At 37.4% G+C, this 20,480-nt stretch carries 18 protein-coding genes and 2 pseudogenes; 16 read left to right on the top strand and 4 right to left on the bottom strand.

Translation table 11 applies throughout. From position 1 onward, the window contains the following. A pseudogene (gene exsA, locus ACFWDE_RS01085) lies at positions 1–640 on the top strand (spore coat assembly protein ExsA); the annotation flags it as partial. Positions 641–820: 180 nt separating this feature from the next. Then, entirely contained in the window at positions 821–1,465 is a 645-nt protein-coding gene (locus ACFWDE_RS01080) for a YhcN/YlaJ family sporulation lipoprotein (protein WP_377889441.1), read from the top strand. A gap of 32 nt (positions 1,466–1,497) precedes the next feature. Here the strand turns inward: ACFWDE_RS01080 and ACFWDE_RS01075 are convergent. Further along, a pseudogene (locus ACFWDE_RS01075) lies at positions 1,498–1,790 on the bottom strand (hypothetical protein). 439 nt (positions 1,791–2,229) lie between these two features. Here ACFWDE_RS01075 and ACFWDE_RS01070 point away from each other — a divergent pair. Beyond that, positions 2,230–2,745: a BofC C-terminal domain-containing protein gene (locus tag ACFWDE_RS01070; protein WP_377889439.1), complete on the top strand. Its 516-nt coding sequence runs from the start codon at positions 2,230–2,232 to the stop codon at positions 2,743–2,745. Positions 2,746–2,758: 13 nt separating this feature from the next. On the opposite strand, the gene ACFWDE_RS01065 is transcribed toward ACFWDE_RS01070, so the two are convergent. Continuing rightward, a complete protein-coding gene (locus ACFWDE_RS01065; RefSeq protein WP_377889437.1) occupies positions 2,759–3,703 on the bottom strand; it encodes an iron-hydroxamate ABC transporter substrate-binding protein in 945 nt (314 codons plus the stop codon). Positions 3,704–3,891: 188 nt separating this feature from the next. Here ACFWDE_RS01065 and ruvA point away from each other — a divergent pair, with 188 nt between their 5' ends. Genes ruvA through yajC form a run of 6 tightly spaced genes read left to right on the top strand, consistent with a single transcriptional unit; the run spans position 3,892 to position 8,225 of the window. Next, complete coding sequence (gene ruvA, locus ACFWDE_RS01060; protein ID WP_002122732.1) at positions 3,892–4,509, top strand: Holliday junction DNA helicase RuvA; 618 nt, start codon at positions 3,892–3,894, stop codon at positions 4,507–4,509. Between the two features lie 5 nt (positions 4,510–4,514). Continuing rightward, entirely contained in the window at positions 4,515–5,516 is a 1,002-nt protein-coding gene (gene ruvB / locus ACFWDE_RS01055; protein ID WP_000344470.1) for a Holliday junction branch migration DNA helicase RuvB, read from the top strand. Beyond that, a complete protein-coding gene (locus ACFWDE_RS01050) occupies positions 5,513–5,713 on the top strand; it encodes a DUF2905 domain-containing protein (RefSeq protein ID WP_377889434.1) in 201 nt (66 codons plus the stop codon). Before ruvB ends, ACFWDE_RS01050 begins: the two co-directional genes overlap by 4 nt. 19 nt (positions 5,714–5,732) lie before the next feature. Continuing rightward, entirely contained in the window at positions 5,733–6,785 is a 1,053-nt protein-coding gene (gene queA / locus ACFWDE_RS01045) for a tRNA preQ1(34) S-adenosylmethionine ribosyltransferase-isomerase QueA (RefSeq protein WP_377889432.1), read from the top strand. 12 nt (positions 6,786–6,797) lie between these two features. Beyond that, complete coding sequence (gene tgt, locus ACFWDE_RS01040; RefSeq protein WP_000125359.1) at positions 6,798–7,937, top strand: tRNA guanosine(34) transglycosylase Tgt; 1,140 nt, start codon at positions 6,798–6,800, stop codon at positions 7,935–7,937. Positions 7,938–7,964: 27 nt separating this feature from the next. Beyond that, positions 7,965–8,225: a preprotein translocase subunit YajC gene (gene yajC / locus ACFWDE_RS01035; RefSeq protein WP_087982119.1), complete on the top strand. Its 261-nt coding sequence runs from the start codon at positions 7,965–7,967 to the stop codon at positions 8,223–8,225. Between the two features lie 37 nt (positions 8,226–8,262). Here yajC and ACFWDE_RS01030 read toward each other — a convergent pair whose 3' ends face one another. Then, positions 8,263–8,646: a TIGR04086 family membrane protein gene (locus ACFWDE_RS01030; protein ID WP_002145617.1), complete on the bottom strand. Its 384-nt coding sequence runs from the start codon at positions 8,644–8,646 to the stop codon at positions 8,263–8,265. A 103-nt stretch (positions 8,647–8,749) separates the two neighbouring features. Between ACFWDE_RS01030 and ACFWDE_RS01025 the strand changes: the two genes are divergently transcribed. Next, on the top strand, positions 8,750–9,406 hold the full coding sequence (locus tag ACFWDE_RS01025; protein WP_002145618.1) for a DUF421 domain-containing protein: 657 nt from the start codon (positions 8,750–8,752) through the stop codon (positions 9,404–9,406). Positions 9,407–9,435: 29 nt separating this feature from the next. Here the strand turns inward: ACFWDE_RS01025 and spoVB are convergent, their stop codons facing one another. Beyond that, positions 9,436–10,995: a stage V sporulation protein B gene (spoVB, locus tag ACFWDE_RS01020; RefSeq protein ID WP_377889428.1), complete on the bottom strand. Its 1,560-nt coding sequence runs from the start codon at positions 10,993–10,995 to the stop codon at positions 9,436–9,438. Positions 10,996–11,182: 187 nt separating this feature from the next. Here spoVB and ACFWDE_RS01015 point away from each other — a divergent pair, with 187 nt between their 5' ends. From ACFWDE_RS01015 to relA, 6 genes are all read left to right on the top strand, one after another. Next, the gene (locus ACFWDE_RS01015; RefSeq protein ID WP_002015311.1) at positions 11,183–11,467 is read left to right on the top strand and encodes a post-transcriptional regulator; all 285 of its coding nucleotides are present in this window, start codon (positions 11,183–11,185) and stop codon (positions 11,465–11,467) included. Positions 11,468–11,748: 281 nt separating this feature from the next. Next, positions 11,749–14,013: a protein translocase subunit SecDF gene (secDF, locus tag ACFWDE_RS01010; RefSeq protein ID WP_377889426.1), complete on the top strand. Its 2,265-nt coding sequence runs from the start codon at positions 11,749–11,751 to the stop codon at positions 14,011–14,013. Between the two features lie 166 nt (positions 14,014–14,179). Next, positions 14,180–15,073 carry a cation diffusion facilitator family transporter gene (locus tag ACFWDE_RS01005; protein WP_377889424.1) on the top strand — a complete coding sequence of 298 codons (894 nt, stop codon included), beginning with the start codon at positions 14,180–14,182 and terminating at the stop codon, positions 15,071–15,073. Positions 15,074–15,174: 101 nt separating this feature from the next. Next, positions 15,175–17,496 carry a single-stranded-DNA-specific exonuclease RecJ gene (gene recJ, locus ACFWDE_RS01000; protein ID WP_002145622.1) on the top strand — a complete coding sequence of 774 codons (2,322 nt, stop codon included), beginning with the start codon at positions 15,175–15,177 and terminating at the stop codon, positions 17,494–17,496. A 65-nt stretch (positions 17,497–17,561) separates the two neighbouring features. Further along, positions 17,562–18,074 (top strand): adenine phosphoribosyltransferase, encoded by a 513-nt coding sequence (locus ACFWDE_RS00995; RefSeq protein ID WP_002015305.1) that lies wholly within the window; start codon positions 17,562–17,564, stop codon positions 18,072–18,074. A 211-nt stretch (positions 18,075–18,285) separates the two neighbouring features. Further along, on the top strand, positions 18,286–20,469 hold the full coding sequence (gene relA / locus ACFWDE_RS00990; protein WP_377889421.1) for a GTP diphosphokinase: 2,184 nt from the start codon (positions 18,286–18,288) through the stop codon (positions 20,467–20,469). Positions 20,470–20,480 lie beyond the last annotated feature (11 nt).

Genomic DNA, 20,480 nt, shown 5'->3' with positions numbered 1-20,480 from the left:
GACTCAAATGCCGAACATGATGCCGATAATGGATAACAATCAAATGCCGAACATGATGCCGATAATGGATAACAACCAAATGCCGAACATGATGCCGATAACGGATAACACTCAAATGCCGAACATGATGCCGATAACGGATAACACTCAAATGCCGAACATGATGCCGATAATGGATAACAATCAAATGCCGAACATGATGCCGATAATGGATAACAACCAAATGCCGAACATGATGCCAATAATGGATAACAACCAACCACCGAATATGATGCCATATCAAATGCCGTATCAACAGCCAATGATGCCGCCATATCCGCATTATCAGCAACAAAATCCATACACTCAAATGCCGTATCAACAAATGCCGCCACAATATACTTCTATGCCAAATCCAAATATGATGCCAATGGATAATAATATGCCACCACTCGTGCAAGGGGAAGAAGATTGTGGATGCGGAGGAGAGAGTAGGTTATATAGTCCGCAACCAGGTGGACCACAATACGCCAATCCTTTATATTATCAACCGACTCAGCCAGCATATGCACCGCAGCCAGGAACGATGTATTATCAGCCAGACCCACCAAATGTATTTGGAGAACCAGTTTCAGAAGAAGAGGACGAAGAGGAAGTTTAAAAAAAGGTGGGGTTATTCCCACCTTTTTTGTATTCATGATAGTCAGGAATATGATGAATTTACATTAAGTGCTAGAAAATTCCTAGTGAAATATTAACAGTGTAAAAACCCTCTCTGTTACTCATCATAAGGGGGAGCTTTTCGAAAGAGAAGTTCATTCTAACAAGGGGGGTTTTTGTATTGAATACGAAAGTAAAAGTAATTGCTGCTTCTTTGTTAGTTACCAGTGCATTAGCTGCATGTGGTACACCGAAAGATAATAATGCGATGGATGGACGTAACTATAATTACGAGCGTACATCTTATAATGACACACACCGATATAATGATAATGCAACGCGTAACGATCGTTCTACAGATTATGTAACATATAGAAACGGTCGTAATGACGCAGGATCCAACTATTACCGTGATGTAAATTACAATGGACAAATTGCTAATCCGCACCCAACTCGTAATATTACAATGAACAATTCATACATTAACAATGATGGTAAAACTGCGGAGAAAATTACGAATCGTGTGAAACGTATGAATAACGTAGATCGAGTTTCTACAGTTGTATATGGAAACGATGTAGCGATTGCGGTAAAACCGCGTAATCCAGCGACGAATGAAACAGCGATGGCGAACGAAATTCGTCAAGCTGTTGTAAATGAAGTTGGAAATAGAAACGTATATGTTTCTGTAAGAAATGACATGTTTACTCGTGTCGATGCAATGAGTACACGTCTACGTAATGGTACAGTTACAAATGATTTCAATCGTGACATAACAAATATGTTCCGAGACATTCGTTACGGTCTGACTGGTACAGTACGATAACAAATCAAAGAGGAAGGGATAGCCCTTCCTCTTTATTCGTCTTTATCTGCTAAACGACGTTTTTTAATGAAATAACTAATGGAATAAGAAGCTAGAAAGCATACGAAGAGGACACTACCTGTAAGGATAGCTTCAAACAGCGGTCTCTCTGGACTGAAAATGATATAAATAATAGCCATAATGGAGATTTTGTAATTTGATCGATTCCTTCAGAAAATCCGATATAGCCTAAAATTCCGATTATCCCAAGTGATTGAAAGAGAAAGGCAATACGTATGTTTTTTAACGTTTGAAGAATGAGGCGTTCATCTTTAATTTTTTTCAAAGTATTCATCTCCTGTTTATTATTCGCTGTTATACTAATCGTAATATATACATTACATTTATCAATTTATAATTTACATAGGTTTCGATTGGATGAAAAGAGGAAGAAAAATATGTTTATAAACATGTTGCGCTTCTATCTTATTAATGTTATATTAGCAAAGCGATGAGCTAATTTACGTAAGTCGAGGGATATGCTTAAGTGCTAAACACGCGAATGTGGTCGCCTGGTCTTTCGCCGTAAACGCATCAAGACGCCTGCTTTGCAGGCGTCTTTCATTTTATATAAAAGTAACTGATACATGCAGATGAGGATTAACCCTTATCTGCATTTTTTATTTTCCTTAGAAATTTAATGCTATTTTTTATATGGATAAAACCCCCATTTCGGGAAAAGCTACAAATGAAAGTATGATTTTGCCTAAAAGAGGTGAACGGAAATGAAGTGGATACTAATTGCAGTGCAAGCTTTCGTTATGATGTTTTGCTTAGCTTATGGATCCGATGTGAGGGCAGAAACAACAGAAAAAACCCCTGAAGTTACAATTTTATTAGAGCGTATGTATGTTGATGGAGAAGTAAGTGAAGAAATATTTACAGAAAAAGTAGCGGATTTAGAAAAGTTTTTGCAGCAATATAAAGAATGGCAACTTGTTGATCGTGATGATGTGCAAATTGTATTACAAAAGAAAGTTGATGATATTTCTCCCTTACTGAAAACGAGCGGTTATTTTGGTGTTTCAGAGGAAGGGATATTGCAAATTTTCAAAGGGGTACCGAAAAGTGATAACGCGATCCATTCCTTCTTTCAAATTGATATGAAAAAGCTTGAAAGTTATGAGCGTGCGGAATTGAAACGTGGTATTCGCATAAAATCAAAAGAAGGTTTTGTAAAGACAATCGAAAAAATGAAGCAGTACGCAGTGCAAAATAAGAAAAAAAGCAGCTCAGGGTGAGCTGCTTTTTTTCTTATTTATTCTTAGCTAAAATTTCTTTTGCGATTTCATCAATTAGCATATCTTTTCCGATTGGATTGAATGCTTTCGTATTGAAGGATTCATTCGATACTTCATATACGTGATTGTTTTTTACTGCTTTATTATCTTTCCAAACGGCACTGTTTTTATAGTCTTCGTACACTTTATCAGCTTCTCCGCCGAAGTTTACAATAAACATTTGATCAGGCTGGAATGCAACAAGACCTTCTAGTGATACTTGTGCCATCGTTTGTTTTAAATCTGTACCTTTTGTTGCTGGAAGCTTTAAATCGTTAAAGAGTATGTCACCATATCCGAAGCTACCGTATACACGGAAGTTTTGTGGTGTTACTGCAACGAACATAAAGTTCTCATCTTTTGTTTTTTCTTTAATTTTTTTAGATAAAGAGTCGGCTTTTTTATCGTAGTCTGCAATCCATTTGTCAGCTTTCTTCTCTTCATCAAATAGTTTACCTACTTCTTTAAACTTACCGCGCCAGTCTTCTAAATTTGTTTCTAGAACAACTGTCGGTGCTACTTTTTCTAGTTGATCGTAAATTTTCAATTGACGATTGTTTAAAATAATTAAGTCTGGTTTTAGAGCAGTAACAGCTTCTAAATCAACTTTAGGTGCCCAGTACCAACCTACTGCTTTTACTCCGTCTAGCTTTTCTGTTAAATGATTTTGGATTTTATCTTTATATGTGTTTGCTGTACCAACAGGTTTATGACCAAGAAGTAATAACTCTTCTGTTGATCCAGATAAGTCAACAATTCTCTTTGGGTTTACTGGAATTGTAGCTTCCCCTTTAGCATGTTTTACAACTTTTGTTTTCGGTTGTTCTTTTGCTTTTGACTCTTCTTTTTGAGAAGAGCAGCCAACGATTGAAAGAACGACTAGCATGATAGTAAATAAAATAAATAATTTGCGTTTCATCCCTATGTAACCCCTTTAATTAATATTGATAATCATTATCGACTTCTGTATATTAAGGGGCTTTATACTTTCTGTCAATGGAAAATAACAGCAGTTTCAAATAGAGAACATTTGTTGGGGTAGTCTCGCTTTTCTATCATTAAATATGTTAAAATGGAATACATGATTTAAGAGGGAGAGATCGTATTTTGTTTGAATATGTTACAGGTTACGTGGAGTATGTTGGACCGGAATATGTCGTAATTGACCATAATGGAATTGGTTATCAAATTTTCACACCGAATCCGTATGTATTTCAAAGAAGTAAGCAAGAAATCCGTGTCTATACATATCATTATGTGAGAGAAGATATTATGGCACTTTACGGGTTTAAAACACGTGAAGAGCGTTTATTATTTACAAAATTGTTAGGTGTATCGGGGATTGGACCAAAAGGTGCTCTTGCAATTTTAGCTTCTGGTCAAACAGGACAGGTCGTGCAAGCGATTGAACATGAAGATGAGAAGTTTTTAGTGAAATTCCCAGGTGTCGGAAAGAAAACAGCGCGCCAAATGATTTTAGATTTAAAAGGAAAACTAGCAGATGTCGTGCCAGATGCGTTTGTTGACCTGTTCTCGGATGTCGAAAGTTTTGATCAGAAGAAAGGTTCATCAACTGAGCTTGATGAGGCACTTGAAGCACTAAGAGCACTTGGTTACGCAGAGAGAGAAGTTTCTCGCGTTGTACCAGAGTTATTAAAAGAATCACTTACAACGGATCAGTATATCAAAAAGGCACTTAGTCTTTTACTAAATGGTAAGAGGTGAGTATAATGGACGAACGTCTCCTTTCAGGGGAATCTGGATACGAAGATGCGGATTTAGAGTATTCATTACGGCCACAGACGCTCCGTCAGTATATTGGCCAAGATAAAGCGAAACATAATTTAGAAGTTTTTATTGAAGCGGCGAAAATGCGTGAAGAAACGTTAGATCACGTACTTTTATATGGACCACCTGGACTTGGTAAAACGACGCTTGCGAATATTATTGCCAATGAAATGGGTGTTAACATTCGAACAACGTCAGGTCCCGCAATTGAAAGACCAGGAGATTTAGCGGCTGTATTAACAGCACTTCAGCCTGGAGATGTATTATTTATTGATGAAATTCATCGTTTGCATAGATCTATTGAAGAAGTGTTATACCCAGCGATGGAAGACTTTTGCCTTGATATCGTTATTGGGAAAGGACCGTCAGCTCGTTCTGTACGTCTAGACTTACCTCCATTTACGCTAGTTGGGGCAACGACGCGTGCAGGTGCATTATCAGCACCACTTCGTGACCGTTTTGGTGTACTTTCACGATTAGAGTACTATACAGTAGATCAGCTTTCTGCGATTGTAGAACGTACAGCAGAAGTGTTTGAAGTTGAAATAGATTCGTTAGCTGCACTAGAAATTGCAAGACGTGCCCGTGGTACACCTCGTATTGCGAATCGTCTATTACGACGTGTACGTGACTTCGCACAAGTTCGCAGTGACGGAACGATTGCGATGGAAATTACACAAATGGCGTTAGAACTATTGCAAGTAGATAAATTAGGACTTGATCATATCGATCATAAATTACTGCTTGGTATTATTGAAAAGTTCCGCGGTGGTCCAGTTGGATTAGAAACTGTTTCAGCAACGATTGGGGAAGAATCGCATACGATTGAAGATGTGTATGAGCCGTATTTATTACAAATTGGCTTTTTACAAAGAACGCCAAGAGGCCGGATTGTAACACCGCTCGCATATGAGCATTTCGGAATGGAGATGCCAAAAGTATGACGGAGATGCCAAAGCTGCTTATTACAGTTGGTATTTTGCTCATTGTTGTTGGATTAGCTTGGAAGTTCATAGGAAGGCTTCCAGGCGATATTTTTGTGAAAAAAGGTAACGTTACCTTTTATTTTCCTATCAATACATGTATTGTGTTAAGTATTGCATTATCTTTTATTATGTATATAATAAATCGATTCAAATAAGAAATAGGTGGATACAGTTATGGATATTAATCTGTTTGATTTTCATTTACCAGAAGAACTTATTGCACAAGTCCCGCTAGAGGAGCGTGCAACATCAAGATTAATGGTGTTAGACCGTGAAACTGGCGATATTGAGCATAAACATTTTACGGACATTCTTTCTTATTTACATGAGGGGGATTGCTTAGTTTTAAATGAAACGAAAGTTATGCCTGCTCGCTTGCACGGTGTAAAAGAAGATACAGGCGCGCACATTGAAGTGCTTCTTTTGAAACAAGAGGAAGACGATAAGTGGGAAACGCTTGTTAAGCCAGCGAAACGTGTAAAAGAAGGGACTGTAATTTCTTTTGGCGAAGGGAAATTAAAAGCAACTTGCACAGGAACTGCAGATCAAGGTGGACGTCAGCTTGAATTTTCATATGACGGCATCTTCTATGAAATTTTAGATGAACTTGGGGAAATGCCACTTCCTCCATATATTAAAGAGACACTGGAAGATCGCGATCGCTATCAAACAGTATATGCGAAAGAAATCGGTTCAGCAGCAGCGCCGACGGCTGGACTTCACTTTACAGAAGAGTTACTCGAGAAATTGAAGCAAAAAGGCGTCGGGTTAGCGTTCATTACACTTCATGTAGGGCTTGGAACATTTAGACCAGTTTCTGCTGATACGATTGAAGAACACCATATGCACGCAGAATATTACCATATGTCTGAAGAGACAGCGGCACTATTAAATCGTGTGAAAGAGAATGGTGGACGTATTATTACGGTAGGTACGACATCAACTCGTACGTTAGAAACAATTGCGACAGATCATGAAGGCAAGCTTTGTGCTGCTTCTGGCTGGACAGATATTTTTATGTACCCAGGTTATGAATTTAAAGCAATTGATGGTTTAATTACAAACTTCCATTTGCCGAAATCAACATTGATTATGCTTGTAAGTGCATTTTCAAATAGAGATAATGTACTTCATGCTTATAATGAAGCAGTAAAAGAAAAATATCGTTTCTTTAGCTTTGGTGATGCGATGTTCGTTGCATCTCACGCCAAAATGAGAAACAAATAAAAGGAGTAAATTATGACAGCAATTCGTTATGAATTTATTAAAACTTGTAAACAAACGGGTGCGCGTTTAGGCCGAGTACATACGCCGCATGGTTCATTTGATACACCAACATTTATGCCAGTTGGTACACTTGCAACAGTTAAAACGATGTCACCAGAAGAATTAAAGGCAATGGATTCGGGCATTATTTTAAGTAATACGTATCATTTATGGCTACGTCCAGGCCACGAAATTATTCGTGAAGCAGGTGGCCTGCATAAGTTTATGAACTGGGATCGTGCAATCTTAACGGATTCAGGTGGATTCCAAGTATTTAGTTTAAGTGATTTCCGACGCATTGAAGAGGAAGGTGTTCATTTCCGCAATCACTTAAATGGAGATAAATTATTCTTATCTCCAGAAAAAGCGATGGAAATCCAAAATGCATTAGGTTCAGATATCATGATGGCATTTGATGAGTGTCCACCATTCCCTGCTACTTTTGAATACATGAAGAAGTCTGTAGAGCGTACGAGCCGCTGGGCAGAGCGTTGCCTAAAGGCGCATGAGCGTCCACAAGATCAAGGTTTATTCGGTATTGTACAGGGCGGAGAGTTTGAAGAACTTCGTCGTCAAAGTGCGAAAGATCTTGTTTCAATGGACTTCCCTGGCTATGCTATAGGCGGTCTATCTGTTGGTGAACCGAAGGATATTATGAATCGTGTTCTTGAGTTTACAACACCACTTCTTCCAGATAATAAACCACGTTACTTAATGGGAGTAGGTTCTCCTGACTCGTTAATTGATGGTGCAATTCGCGGTGTTGATATGTTTGACTGTGTACTTCCAACTCGTATCGCTCGAAATGGTACATGTATGACAAGTGAAGGCCGTCTAGTTGTAAAAAATGCGAAATTTGCTAGAGACTTCGGTCCGCTTGATCCAAACTGTGATTGTTACACATGTAAAAATTACTCTCGTGCGTACATTCGTCACTTAATGAAATGTGATGAAACGTTCGGAATTCGTTTAACGTCTTATCACAACCTTCATTTTCTGTTAAACTTAATGGAGCAGGTGAGACAAGCTATTCGTGAAGACCGTCTTGGCGATTTCCGCGAAGAGTTCTTTGAACAGTATGGCTTTAATAAACCGAATGCTAAAAACTTCTAATACATAATTTAAAAGGAGGAACACAAGATGAATCCAGGTATGATGAATATCGTTATGATTGTTGCGATGTTTGCGATTTTTTATTTCTTATTAATTCGCCCGCAGCAAAAGCGTCAAAAAGCAGTTGCTCAAATGCAAAATGAAATCAAAAAAGGTGATGCTATCGTAACAATCGGTGGCTTACACGGTACAATCGAATCAGTAGATGAAACTTCAATCGTTGTTAAATCTGGTGGTTCACACTTAACTTTCGATCGCAATGCGATTCGTGAAGTTGTGAAAAACTAATGAGGAAGGCCCTGCATGAAATGTGCAGGGCCTTTTTTTAGTTATTTTGCTTTGACATATTTACACCGAAAATACCACCGAGTGTACTCGCACCCATTAATGCTAATTGGTAGAGTAACTGTGAGTTCGATAAAGTTTGAGAGAAGCCTAAATAGTTAACGAGAAAGACGAGAAGAGCGAATGTAAGGCCTGTTGTGAAACCTACTAGCCAACCTTTTCCTTGTGCCTTTTTACCAGCAATAAATCCAGACATAAGCATAGATAGAAGGGCTATTATAAAAATAGTAATTACTAATGTCCCTTCATTAATATTCGTAAATTTTAATAAAAGAGCCATGATCATACTTGTAATAGATGCGAGGATTAATAGGGTAATAATACCGAAGCCGATTGCGCTCGATAATTTTTTTGTGCCATCCATTATGCATTCCCCCTTTTTAATACAAGCATATTTTCATTTTGTTTAAGTTAGACTAGTTTCTTTTTTGTAGGGGATCCTATAAGTAAAAAAAGGGGATGTAGAAATGGAATGGGTATCAATAATCGGACGAACAATGCTTTTGTATACAATCATTTTAATTATTTTTCGTCTTATGGGTAAACGTGAAATTGGAGAACTAAGTGTATTAGATTTAGTTGTATTCATTATGCTTGGTGAAATGGCTGTAGTGGCAATTGAAAATACAGATAAATCACTTTGGCATCAATTAGTTCCAATGACTTTTCTTATGTGTATACAAATCATTTTGTCGGTCATTTCTTTAAAGTTTCAGCGTTTTCGGCATTTAATAGAAGGGGAGCCTGCGATTCTTGTGAATGCAGGTAAAATTGATGAAAAAAAGATGCGGAAGCAGCGATATAACATAGATGATCTATTGATGCAACTACGTGAGCAAGGAATCGGAGATGTGCGTGATGTGGAATACGCTATTTTAGAACCATCTGGAAAGTTATCTGTCTTTCAAAAACAAAAAAGTAAAAAGAGCAAAAATGATACACCAATTTTTACACTCCCACTAATTATTGATGGAGAAATTCAATACAGTCATTTGCAAATGATCGAGCATACAGATGGATGGCTCGTTGAGAAATTGAATAACTTAGGTTATAAAGATGTGAAACAGATTGTATATTGTAGTTTTCAAAATGGACAATTTTTTGTTGATTTGAAAGAAAAGTAGAGGCTTACCATTTTGAATGGCAAGCCCGCTTACTTCAAAAATGAAAGTTTCCGAATGATAGGGAGACGACTTAATTCTTCTTTTCGAATGAGTTTGAAAACGAAGAGGAGAACGATATAAACGATTGTTGTTAAAGTGATTTCCCATAATGTTTGTATGCCAAGTGAATGAGAAAAAACGATATACTTATGAAGATAAAAACCGAAGGTACCAGCAATCCCGATAGCAATTCCGCCGAAAATATAGTCTTTTGCATAAATGGTAAATGCAATTTTCTTTAAAACAGTGGCGTAGTGAAGGAATGTTACGGTTACTATATTTGCTGCGATGGCGAGGGCAACCCCCATCATTTGGAACTCTGGGCGTGAAGCGAGTGCAAAGATAACGATTAATTTTACGATAGCGCCAATAAATGTGTTCATCATAGCAGCGCGTGCTAAGTTTAAAGCTTGCAACACAGATGTAAGGGGACTTTGAAAATAATGAAATAAAAAGCAAGGTGCAAGAAGCTGGATAAATGCGGCCGCGTTGTCTGATCCGTACATGAGAGTTAAAACTGGAGAAGCAAATACATATAATATAACGACTGACCATCCGCCGGTTATTAAGGAAATTCGAAGTGCTTGTTGTAATCGGTGTTCTACTAATTTGTGTTGTCTCTTTGCCATTGCCTCGCTAATTGATGGGACGAGTGCTGTAGAAAGAGCATATGTAATAAAGGCTGGCAGTGATAGAAGCGGGAACGCATATCCGTTTAATATACCGTATTGCTGAGTTGCGACAGAAGCAGCAACGCCGGCGATCGCTAAGCTTTGCATAACGACGATAGGTTCAAAGAAATAAGAAACGGAACCAATTAAACGGCTTCCTGTAGTTGGTAAAGCAATGTCCATAAGGGAATAAAATGTATTTTTGCTCTCCTTTACAGTAGTGAAAAATCCAGAGCGTATAGATAAATGTTTTTCGCGTTGGAATAAAGTAAGTAAAAATAATAAAGATGCAACTTCACCAAGAACAGCTGATAGCATGGCACCGGCTGCAGCATATTCTACGCCGTAAGGTAAAAATAACTGAATGCATACAGCGATAATTGTAATGCGGACAACTTGTTCTATGACTTGAGCGTAAGCGCTCGGCTTCATGTTTTGTTTCCCTTGGAAATAACCACGTAAAACGGAAGAAACTGCAATAACAGGGACGACAGGTAAAATAGCCATTAATGGATAGTAAGTTCTTTCATCTGTTAATAATGTTTTTGCTAAAATAGGTGTGAGTAGCATAATCCCAATTGTTAAAATGATACTAATAATGGATGTAACGGCTAGCGAGACAGTTAATATTTTTTTAACTTTTTGTTTATCGTTCACTGCTTCCGCTTCTGCTACAAATTTTGCGATTGCAACAGGAAGACCAATTTGTGTTAATGTAATTGCTAAAATGAAGGTGGGGACAGCCATCATATAAAGGCCAACGCCTTCTTCGCCTAAAATACGTGCCATTACAATGCGGTTAATAAATCCAAGGATTTTTGTAATAAAGCCAGCTATCATTAAAATAAATGCACCTTTTAAAAAGCTTTGTCTCGTCATACTCTTCTCCTACCTTCTCAAAATCAATGGAATGATTTACAATAATTTATATGCACGTATGAGACAAGAATGACAAGCATTTAAGAGAGTGAAGTATGAATGGTACTCTTGAAAGAAGTTATTGCTGTCCATTAGAGCGGGATTAAAAGCGACTTTTCGTGCTGAAATAAGAAGGAGATGTTTATATATGTTGGATAAAGAGGCTTTGGTAGAATCATACCGCGGACAGTTACAAGTCGTTTTAGAAAGTAAAGTAGAAGAGTTTCAGTTGTTCGGTTACGACCGAGTGACAGATAATGATATTTGGAAGTTTCTCAAGGCGAAAAAGTGGAAAAAGATAGACAGTGATGTTAGGTTATATGAATTAGTAAATGATGTATTAAGAGTAAGTACTAATGAATATATGAATTATTTAACTGTTGAAGCATATCAAGCGCCACTTTGGTCGTTTGATGAATATGAAAATAAATAACCGACTGTAATTGGTTTGTTCTTCCTTTTGCAGTATAATGATAGGTATTGATAAAGAGGAATTAATTATGTCTAAGATTATATATAAAGGAGGTAGTGAAGAGGAAAAATAAATAATGAAAGTGTAGGTATTGTGAAAAGCTTACCGACACAGCTAGTGATGAACTAGCGAAAATACATGTATTTTATAGAAAGTAAGTCTACTAACTAGGCGTATGCACACATGCAAAAATGAATCGTAAGAGATTTATTGAAAGTGTTAGTAGCAGAAAGAGGGTACATATGGCAAAGCGTGGTACAAGAATTGCCGCCTTTTTCCTCATCGTTTTATTAATTGGTGGAGTAATTGGTGCGGCAGGAAAAGACATAGCAAAAGGAATTAGTCTAGGACTAGACCTTCGCGGTGGTTTTGAAATTCTGTATGAAGTAAAACCAGCCAAAAAAGGTGATAAAATCGATCGTGATGCACTTGTAAGTACAGTAGGTGCTCTTGAAAATCGTGTCAATGTTCTTGGTGTAAGTGAGCCGAACATTCAAATCGAAGGGGAAGATCGAATTCGTGTACAGCTTGCTGGTGTACAAGATCAGCAAAAAGCACGTGAAATGTTATCAACACAAGCGAAATTAACATTCCGTGATGTGGATGATAACCTTCTTATGGACGGAACGGATTTAAAAGGCGGCGGAGCGAAGCAAACATTTGATGAGCAAGGCCGTGCGAGCGTAGGTCTTACACTAAAAAGCGCTGAAAAATTCCGTGAAGTAACTGAAAAGATTTCAAAAATGCCACCACCAACGAATTTAATGGTAATTTGGCTTGATTTTGAAGAAGGAAAAGATTCGTATAAAGCAGAAGCTGCAAAACCGAATCCGAAGTTTTTATCAGCAGCAACAGTAAGCCAAGTATTTAACCAAGCTGAAGTATCTATCGTAGGTGGAAACTTTACAGTTGAAAGTGCGAAAGAACTCTCATCTTTATTAAATGCAGGTGCACTTCCTGTTGATTTAAAAGAAATGTATTCAACATCTGTTGGAGCGAAATTTGGTCAACAAGCATTAGAGCAAACGATTTTCGCTAGTGCAATTGGTATTGCTATGATCTTCTTATTCATGCTTGTATTCTACCGTCTACCAGGACTTGTAGCGGTTATTATGTTAGGTTTATACATTTTCGTTACACTGCTTGTCTTTAACTGGATGCATGCAGTTCTTACATTACCAGGTATTGCGGCATTAGTGCTCGGGGTTGGTATCGCAGTTGATGCGAATATCATTACGTACGAGAGATTGAAGGAAGAGCTTAAAATTGGTAAGTCGATGATGTCAGCATTCCGTGCTGGTAACCATCGCTCGTTATCGACAATTTTAGATGCGAACGTTACAACAATTGCAGCAGCTGGTGTATTATTCGCTTACGGTAATAGCTCTGTAAAAGGATTCGCAACAAGTTTAATCGTAAGTATTTTAGTTGGTTTCATTACGAATGTATTCGGTACTCGTTTCTTACTAGGTTTACTTGTAAAGAGCCGTTACTTTGATAAGAAACTATCTTACTTTGGTGTTAAGGAAAAGGATATTATTCCATTAACAAAAGGTGTAGTACATCCACCGACGAGATTTGATCGTATTAACTTTGTAAATATTGGTCATAAATTTTTCTTATTCTCAATTGTAGTTGTAATTGCTGGGGCAATTATATTACCGATTTTCAAAATGAATCTTGGTATTGACTTTGCAAGTGGTACACGTATCGACTTGCAATCAAAACAAGCAACTACTGTTTCTAATGTTCATAAAGATTTGAAAGAATTGAACATCGATGTGAAGGAAGAAGATATTGTACCGACCGGAGATGACAATAAAGGTTTCGCAGTTCGTACATTAGGTGTTCTATCAAAAGATGAAATTGCGAAAACAAAAACATTCTTCCATGATAAATATGGTACGGAGCCAAACGTAAGTACAGTTTCGCCGACAATCGGTAAAGAGATTGCACGAAATGCATTTATCGCAGTATTAATTGCTTCTGCAGTAATCGTTTTATACGTAAGTATTCGTTTCCGTCTTACGTACGCAGTATCTGCAGTAATCGCATTATTACATGATGCGTTCGTTATGATGGTTGTGTTTAGTCTTTTCCAGATAGAGGTAGATTTAACATTTATCGCTGCGGTATTAACGATTATTGGTTACTCTATCAATGACTCAATCGTTACGTTTGATAGAAACCGTGAGTTATACAAACAGAAAAAACGAGTTCGCGACATAAAAGACCTAGAAGAAATCGTAAACTCAAGTATTCGTCAAACAATTGGTCGTTCAATTAATACAGTGTTAACAGTGTTATTCCCAGTAATCGCACTACTTATTTTTGGTAGTGAATCACTGCGTAACTTCTCACTTGCACTATTAATTGGATTAGTTGTAGGTACGTACTCTTCTATTTTCGTTGCTTCTCAAATTTGGTTAATGCTTGAAAACCGTCGTTTGAAAAGGGGAAAAAACAAGAAGAAGGTTGAGAAAGAAGTATCTGAACCGCAAGTATAAAAAGGTGATGTCTCTTTACGAGGCATCTCTTTTTTCGTTTGTGGATAGAATAAAGTAGCAAGTTTTATGAATAATGAATTGTAGAGGAGCTGGAAGGAAGTGGTGATTCTATCGTTGTTTTTTGTTAAAATAAAAGGATAGGTTAAGAAAAGAAGGGATTTTAATTATGGAAAAAGATGAACGTTTTAAACAGGCCGAGTTTGGTGCTATTGTCGGAATCGTTGGTAATATTATATTAGCGATTGTAAAAGCGGTAATTGGTTATATTGGAAACAGTAAGGCACTTTTAGCGGATGCGGTGCATTCTGGATCAGATGTAATTGGCTCGTTAGCTGTACTTTTTGGATTACGAGCGGCAAAGCAACCGCCTGATGAAGATCACCCATATGGTCATGGTAAAGCGGAATCGATTTCAGCGATTATTGTTGCGGTATTATTATTTATTGTTGGACTAGAGATAGCGATTTCGTCTATAAAAGCTTTTTCACAAGATTTAGAACCACCAAAAGGAATTACGATTTTTGCAGTTATTCTTTCGATTGTAGTGAAAGAAGGGATGTTTCAGTATAAATATCGATTAGGGAAGAGGATAAATAGTGATGCAATTATTGCAAATGCATATGAACATCGTTCGGATGTGTTTTCTTCAATTGCAGCTTTAATCGGCATTTGTGCAGCTATTATCGGCGGTAAGTTAGGCATAGATTGGCTTGTATATGCCGATCCAATTGCGGGATTATTTGTTTCAATTCTCGTTGCTAAGATGGCGTGGAGTATTGGAGCAGAAGCTATTCATGCAACGCTCGATCATGTTCTGCATGAAGAAGATGCTGTTCCGCTTAGGGAGGCAGTTTTTCAAGTGGAAGGTGTGAAGAAAATCGGCTCTTTATATGCAAGGGAACATGGCCACTATGTTATTGTTGATATTAAAGTATCTGTAGATCCATATATCACTGTAGAAGAAGGTCACCGCATCGGAAAACATGTAAAAGAAAAACTTATGAAACAAGATAACGTACAAAATGTTTTTGTACATATTAATCCGTATTCTCCAAATTAAACATAACGGATATTTAATTATATAGATATGGAATCGTAGTTTGCATTATATTGTCACCCCTTAATCTGTCTTGTATAATGGATAGGTTAAGGGGTGATTTCGTGTTACAACCGAAGACGCGTTGGAAAGAAAAAGAATATAATGAGGAACTAGTGAGTGAATTAGCAAATAAATTGCAACTATCACCTCTTGTGACTTCATTATTTCTCGGCAGAGGCTTAAATACAGAAGATAAGATTGTAGACTTTTTAAATACAGCAGATCAAGAATTTCATGATCCATTTTTACTTGAAGGAATGGATCGGACTGTAGAACGTGTGAAAAAAGCCATTGAAAATGGAGAACAAATATTAATATTTGGTGATTATGATGCGGACGGAGTAAGTAGTACGACTGTATTATATCTTGCTCTCAAAGAATTAGGTGCAGAAGTAGAGTTTTATATTCCAAATCGTTTTACTGAAGGCTATGGGCCAAATGAAGAAGCGTTTCGTTGGGCGCACAGTGCAGGGTTCTCACTAATTATTACTGTCGATACTGGTATCGCAGCGGTACATGAAGCGAAGGTAGCGAAGGAACTTGGGATAGATCTTATTATTACAGATCATCATGAGCCGCCACCAGAGTTACCAGAGGCACTTGCGATTATTCATCCGAAATTAGAAGGCGGTGTTTATCCGTTTCATTATTTAGCGGGTGTTGGTGTTGCATTTAAAGTTGCACATGCACTTTTGGGCCGTGTACCAGAGCATTTATTAGAAATTGCAGTAATCGGTACGGTAGCCGATTTAGTATCGCTTCACGGTGAAAATAGATTGTTAGTACAGCGTGGACTGAAGCATATGCGAATGACTCGAAATATCGGTTTAAAGGCGTTATTTAAAGTTGCTAACGTTTCGCAAAGCGAAATTACAGAAGAAAGCATCGGATTCTCACTCGCACCTCGTATTAATGCAGTTGGTCGTTTGGAAGATGCAACACCTGCTGTACACCTTTTATTATCAGAAGATCCAGAGGAAGCGAAAGAGCTAGCTGAAGAAATTGATGAGCTGAACACACTTCGAAAAGATATTGTAAAGCAAATTACAGAAGAAGCTATCGCTGAAGTCGAAAATAATTTCCCGCCAGAAGAAAATAAAGTATTAGTCCTTGCAAAAGAAGGTTGGAATCCAGGGGTAATTGGGATTGTCGCTTCTAAGTTAGTTGAACGTTTTTATCGTCCGACGATTGTATTAAGCATTGATCCTCATAAAGAAACAGCAAAGGGATCGGCTCGTAGTATTGCAGGATTTGATTTGTTTGCAAACCTTTCAGATTGCCGTGAATTGTTACCGCATTTCGGAGGTCATCCGATGGCGGCGGGAATGACGCTTAATATGAATGATGTGGATGAATTAAGACGCAGGTTAAATGAGCAAGCAGATGTAATTTTAACAGAAGAAGATTTTATTCCGATTACAGCAGTGGATGCATTTTGTAAAGTAGAGGATGTAACGCTTGCCGCGATTGAGGAGATGCAAAAGTTAGCGCCATTTGGCGTAGGAAATCCGAAACCGCGTATTGCGGTGAAAGATGCTGACTTAGAAAGTATCCGTGCAATTGGATCTGATGGATCTCATTTGAAAATGGCTCTTCGTGAGGGACAAGCAACACTGGATACAATTGGATTTGGATTTGGTGCTTATGCGAAAGAAATCTCTCCAGTTGCGAAGGTTTCTGTAGTAGGAGAAGCGTCCATTAATGAATGGAATAACTTTAAAAAGCCGCAATTAATGGTACAAGATATTGCTGTAGAGGCATGGCAATTATTTGACTGGCGTAGTATGCGTAATGTAGAAGCAAATTTAGCAGAACTTCCGAAAGAAAAAATAACCATGGTGTATTTTTCTGAAGAAGTATTGAATAAGTTTTCTTTAGAAGGCTATAAAGAACAGCTCGTGCATGCATCAGAGGTAACACATTTAGATGATCGATACATTGTGTTACTCGATTTGCCGAAAGGAACAGATGAATTGCGTGATTTATTTAAAGTAGGATTTCCATCTCGAATTTACACGCTATTTTATCAAGAGAACAATCATTTATTTAGTACAGTCCCAACGAGGGAACACTTTAAATGGTACTATTCTTTCTTGAACCAAAAAACACCATTTTCTTTAAAGCAATATGGGGAACAACTGTGTCGTCATAAAGGTTGGTCAAAAGATACAGTAAATTTCATGACACAGGTGTTTTTTGAGTTAGAATTTGTTACAATAAAAGACGGTGTCATTTTTATGGCAGACAAAAAACAAAAGCGTGATTTAATTGAATCGAACACATATCGTGAGAAAATGAACCACTTACAATTAGAGAAAGAATTGGTTTATAGCACATATCAGCAACTATATACATGGTTTGAAACGATTCGTAATCATAAATAAGTAGAACAGTTAGGGTAAAGGATTTGTATTTACAAACCTTTTATATCTGAGGAGGATTCAGAAATATGGATTTCAAGCAACATATCGCAATTGTACCAGACTATCCGAAAGAAGGTATTGTGTTTAAAGACATTACACCTTTAATGAACGACGGAAAAGCGTATAAAGCAGCAACAGATGCAATCGTTGAGTATGCAAATAAAAGAGACATTGATGTTGTAGTAGGACCAGAAGCGCGTGGTTTTATTATCGGTTGCCCAGTTTCTTATGCATTAGAAGTAGGTTTCGCACCAGTTCGTAAATTAGGGAAATTACCACGTGAAGTAATTACAGTTGACTACGGTAAAGAGTATGGAACGGATGTTTTAACAATCCATAAAGATGCAATTAAGCCAGGTCAACGTGTATTAATTACAGATGACCTATTAGCTACAGGTGGAACAATCGAAGCGACAATTAAACTAGTTGAAGAACTTGGTGGAGTTGTAGCAGGAATTGCATTCTTAGTAGAGCTTACTTACTTAGATGGTCGTAAAATGTTAGATGGTTACGATGTATTAGTATTAGAAAAATACTAATCATTATATAGGTGAAACTACGGTGATAAAAAAGTACCCGTGAATCTCTTGGAGAGGAGCGGGTACTTTTGTATAATTGCACAAAAAAACATGGTGAAATGTCAGTAAAATCTTTTCCTTTTCACAATTCACAATCATTGGGTTATAATGATAGAATATAAATTATTCTATTCAATAAAGACAAAGTCAATTTTCAATAAAAGGTGATTCGATGGCAAATGAGCAAGTACTAACAGCTGAACAGGTACTCGAGAAAGCAAGTCAATATTTAGCGGATGAAGATATTGAGCTAGTGGCACGTGCCTATGAATATGCGCGTGATGCACATAGCGAACAATATAGAAAATCGGGTGAACCATATATTATTCACCCAATTCAAGTTGCAGGTATTTTAGTTGATTTACACATGGATCCGGCTACAGTATCGGCAGGTTTCTTGCATGATGTAGTGGAAGATACAGAAATTACATTAGAAGATATTGAACGAGAATTTAATAAAGAAATCGCTATGCTTGTTGATGGTGTTACAAAGCTTGGAAAGATTAAATATAAATCCCATGAGCAGCAACAAGCAGAAAACCATCGCAAAATGTTTATCGCAATGGCTCAAGATATTCGAGTTATTTTAATTAAACTAGCTGATCGTCTTCATAACATGCGTACATTGAAACATTTGCCTCAAGAGAAGCAGCGTCGCATTGCGAATGAAACGTTAGAAATTTTTGCACCTTTAGCACATAGACTCGGAATTAGTACTATTAAATGGGAGTTAGAGGATACGTCACTTCGCTATTTAAACCCGCAGCAATATTATCGTATTGTAAATTTAATGAAGCGTAAACGTGCAGAGCGTGAAGAATATTTAGATGAAGTAATGACTGGTATTCGTGAGAAATTAAAAGAGGTTTCAATTCAACCTGAGATTTCTGGAAGACCAAAACATATTTACAGTATTTATCGTAAAATGGCATTGCAAAATAAACAGTTCAATGAAATTTACGATTTATTAGCTGTACGTGTCGTTGTAAATAGTATTAAAGATTGTTACGCGGTGCTTGGAATTATTCATACGTGCTGGAAGCCAATGCCAGGTCGTTTTAAAGATTATATTGCAATGCCGAAAGCAAATCTATATCAATCTCTTCATACAACTGTAATTGGACCGAAAGGTGATCCGCTAGAAGTGCAAATTCGTACGAAAGAAATGCACGAAATTGCAGAATTCGGTATCGCGGCACACTGGGCGTATAAAGAAGGGAAAACAGCAGAAACAACTGGTACATTAGAGAAGAAACTAACTTGGTTCCGTCAAATATTAGAATGGCAAAATGAAGCTTCTAATGCAGAAGAGTTTATGGAATCATTAAAAATTGATTTGTTCTCTGACATGGTATTCGTCTTCACACCGAAAGGCGATGTAATGGAATTACCACTTGGATCTGTTCCAATTGACTTTTCGTATCGTGTCCATTCAGAGATCGGGAATAAAACAATTGGTGCAAAAGTAAATGGGAAAATGGTGACCCTTGATTATAAATTAAAAACGGGTGACATCATTGAAATTTTAACATCGAAACATTCGTATGGCCCGAGTCAAGATTGGGTAAAACTTGCTCAAACATCTCATGCGAAAAATAAAATACGTCAATTCTTTAAGAAGCAACGTAGAGATGAAAATATTGAAAAAGGCCGTGAGCTTGTTGAAAAAGAAGTGCGTGGCTTAGAGTATGAGATGAAAGAAGTATTAGCGCTTGATAATTTAAAACGTGTTGCTGAGAAATTTAACTTTGCAAATGAAGAAGATATGTTTGCAGCAGTTGGATACAACGGAATTACAGCTGCACAAATTGTTACGCGACTAACGGACAAGTTCCGTAAACAACGTGAAGAAGAAGAAATCGTTGAAGTTAAAGAAGTTCGTAAACCGATGAAAATTCGAAAATGGGATTCTGGTGTAAAGGTAAGTGGTGCAGATAATTTGTTAATTCGTTTATCAAAATGCTGTAACCCAGTTCCGGGTGATGATATTGTTGGGTATATTACGAAAGGTCGAGGCGTATCAATTCACCGCCGTGATTGTGTAAATGTGCATACAGAAGAAGCGGTAGAGCGTTTACTAGAAGTAGATTGGGAAGGTAGCCCTGAAAAAGAAATTGAATACAATGTTGATATTGAAATTTCAGGCTATGATCGTCGTGGTTTATTGAATGAAGTATTACAAGCTGTTACAGAAACGAAGACGTATATCTCAGCTGTTTCTGGTAGAAGTGACCGTAATAAGATGGCGACGATTAATATGTCGATTTCTATTCGAAACTTACAACACTTGAAAAAAGTAGTGGAGCGCATTAAACGTGTTCCAGAAATTTATGCTGTACGACGCATGATGCATTAATAGGGAGTGTA

The organism is Bacillus sp. NPDC060175 (assembly GCF_042728695.1).
Taxonomy (GTDB): domain Bacteria; phylum Bacillota; class Bacilli; order Bacillales; family Bacillaceae_G; genus Bacillus_A.
Note: the sequence above shows the minus strand (reverse complement) of the source record. Positions and strands in the feature narration are given on the sequence as shown.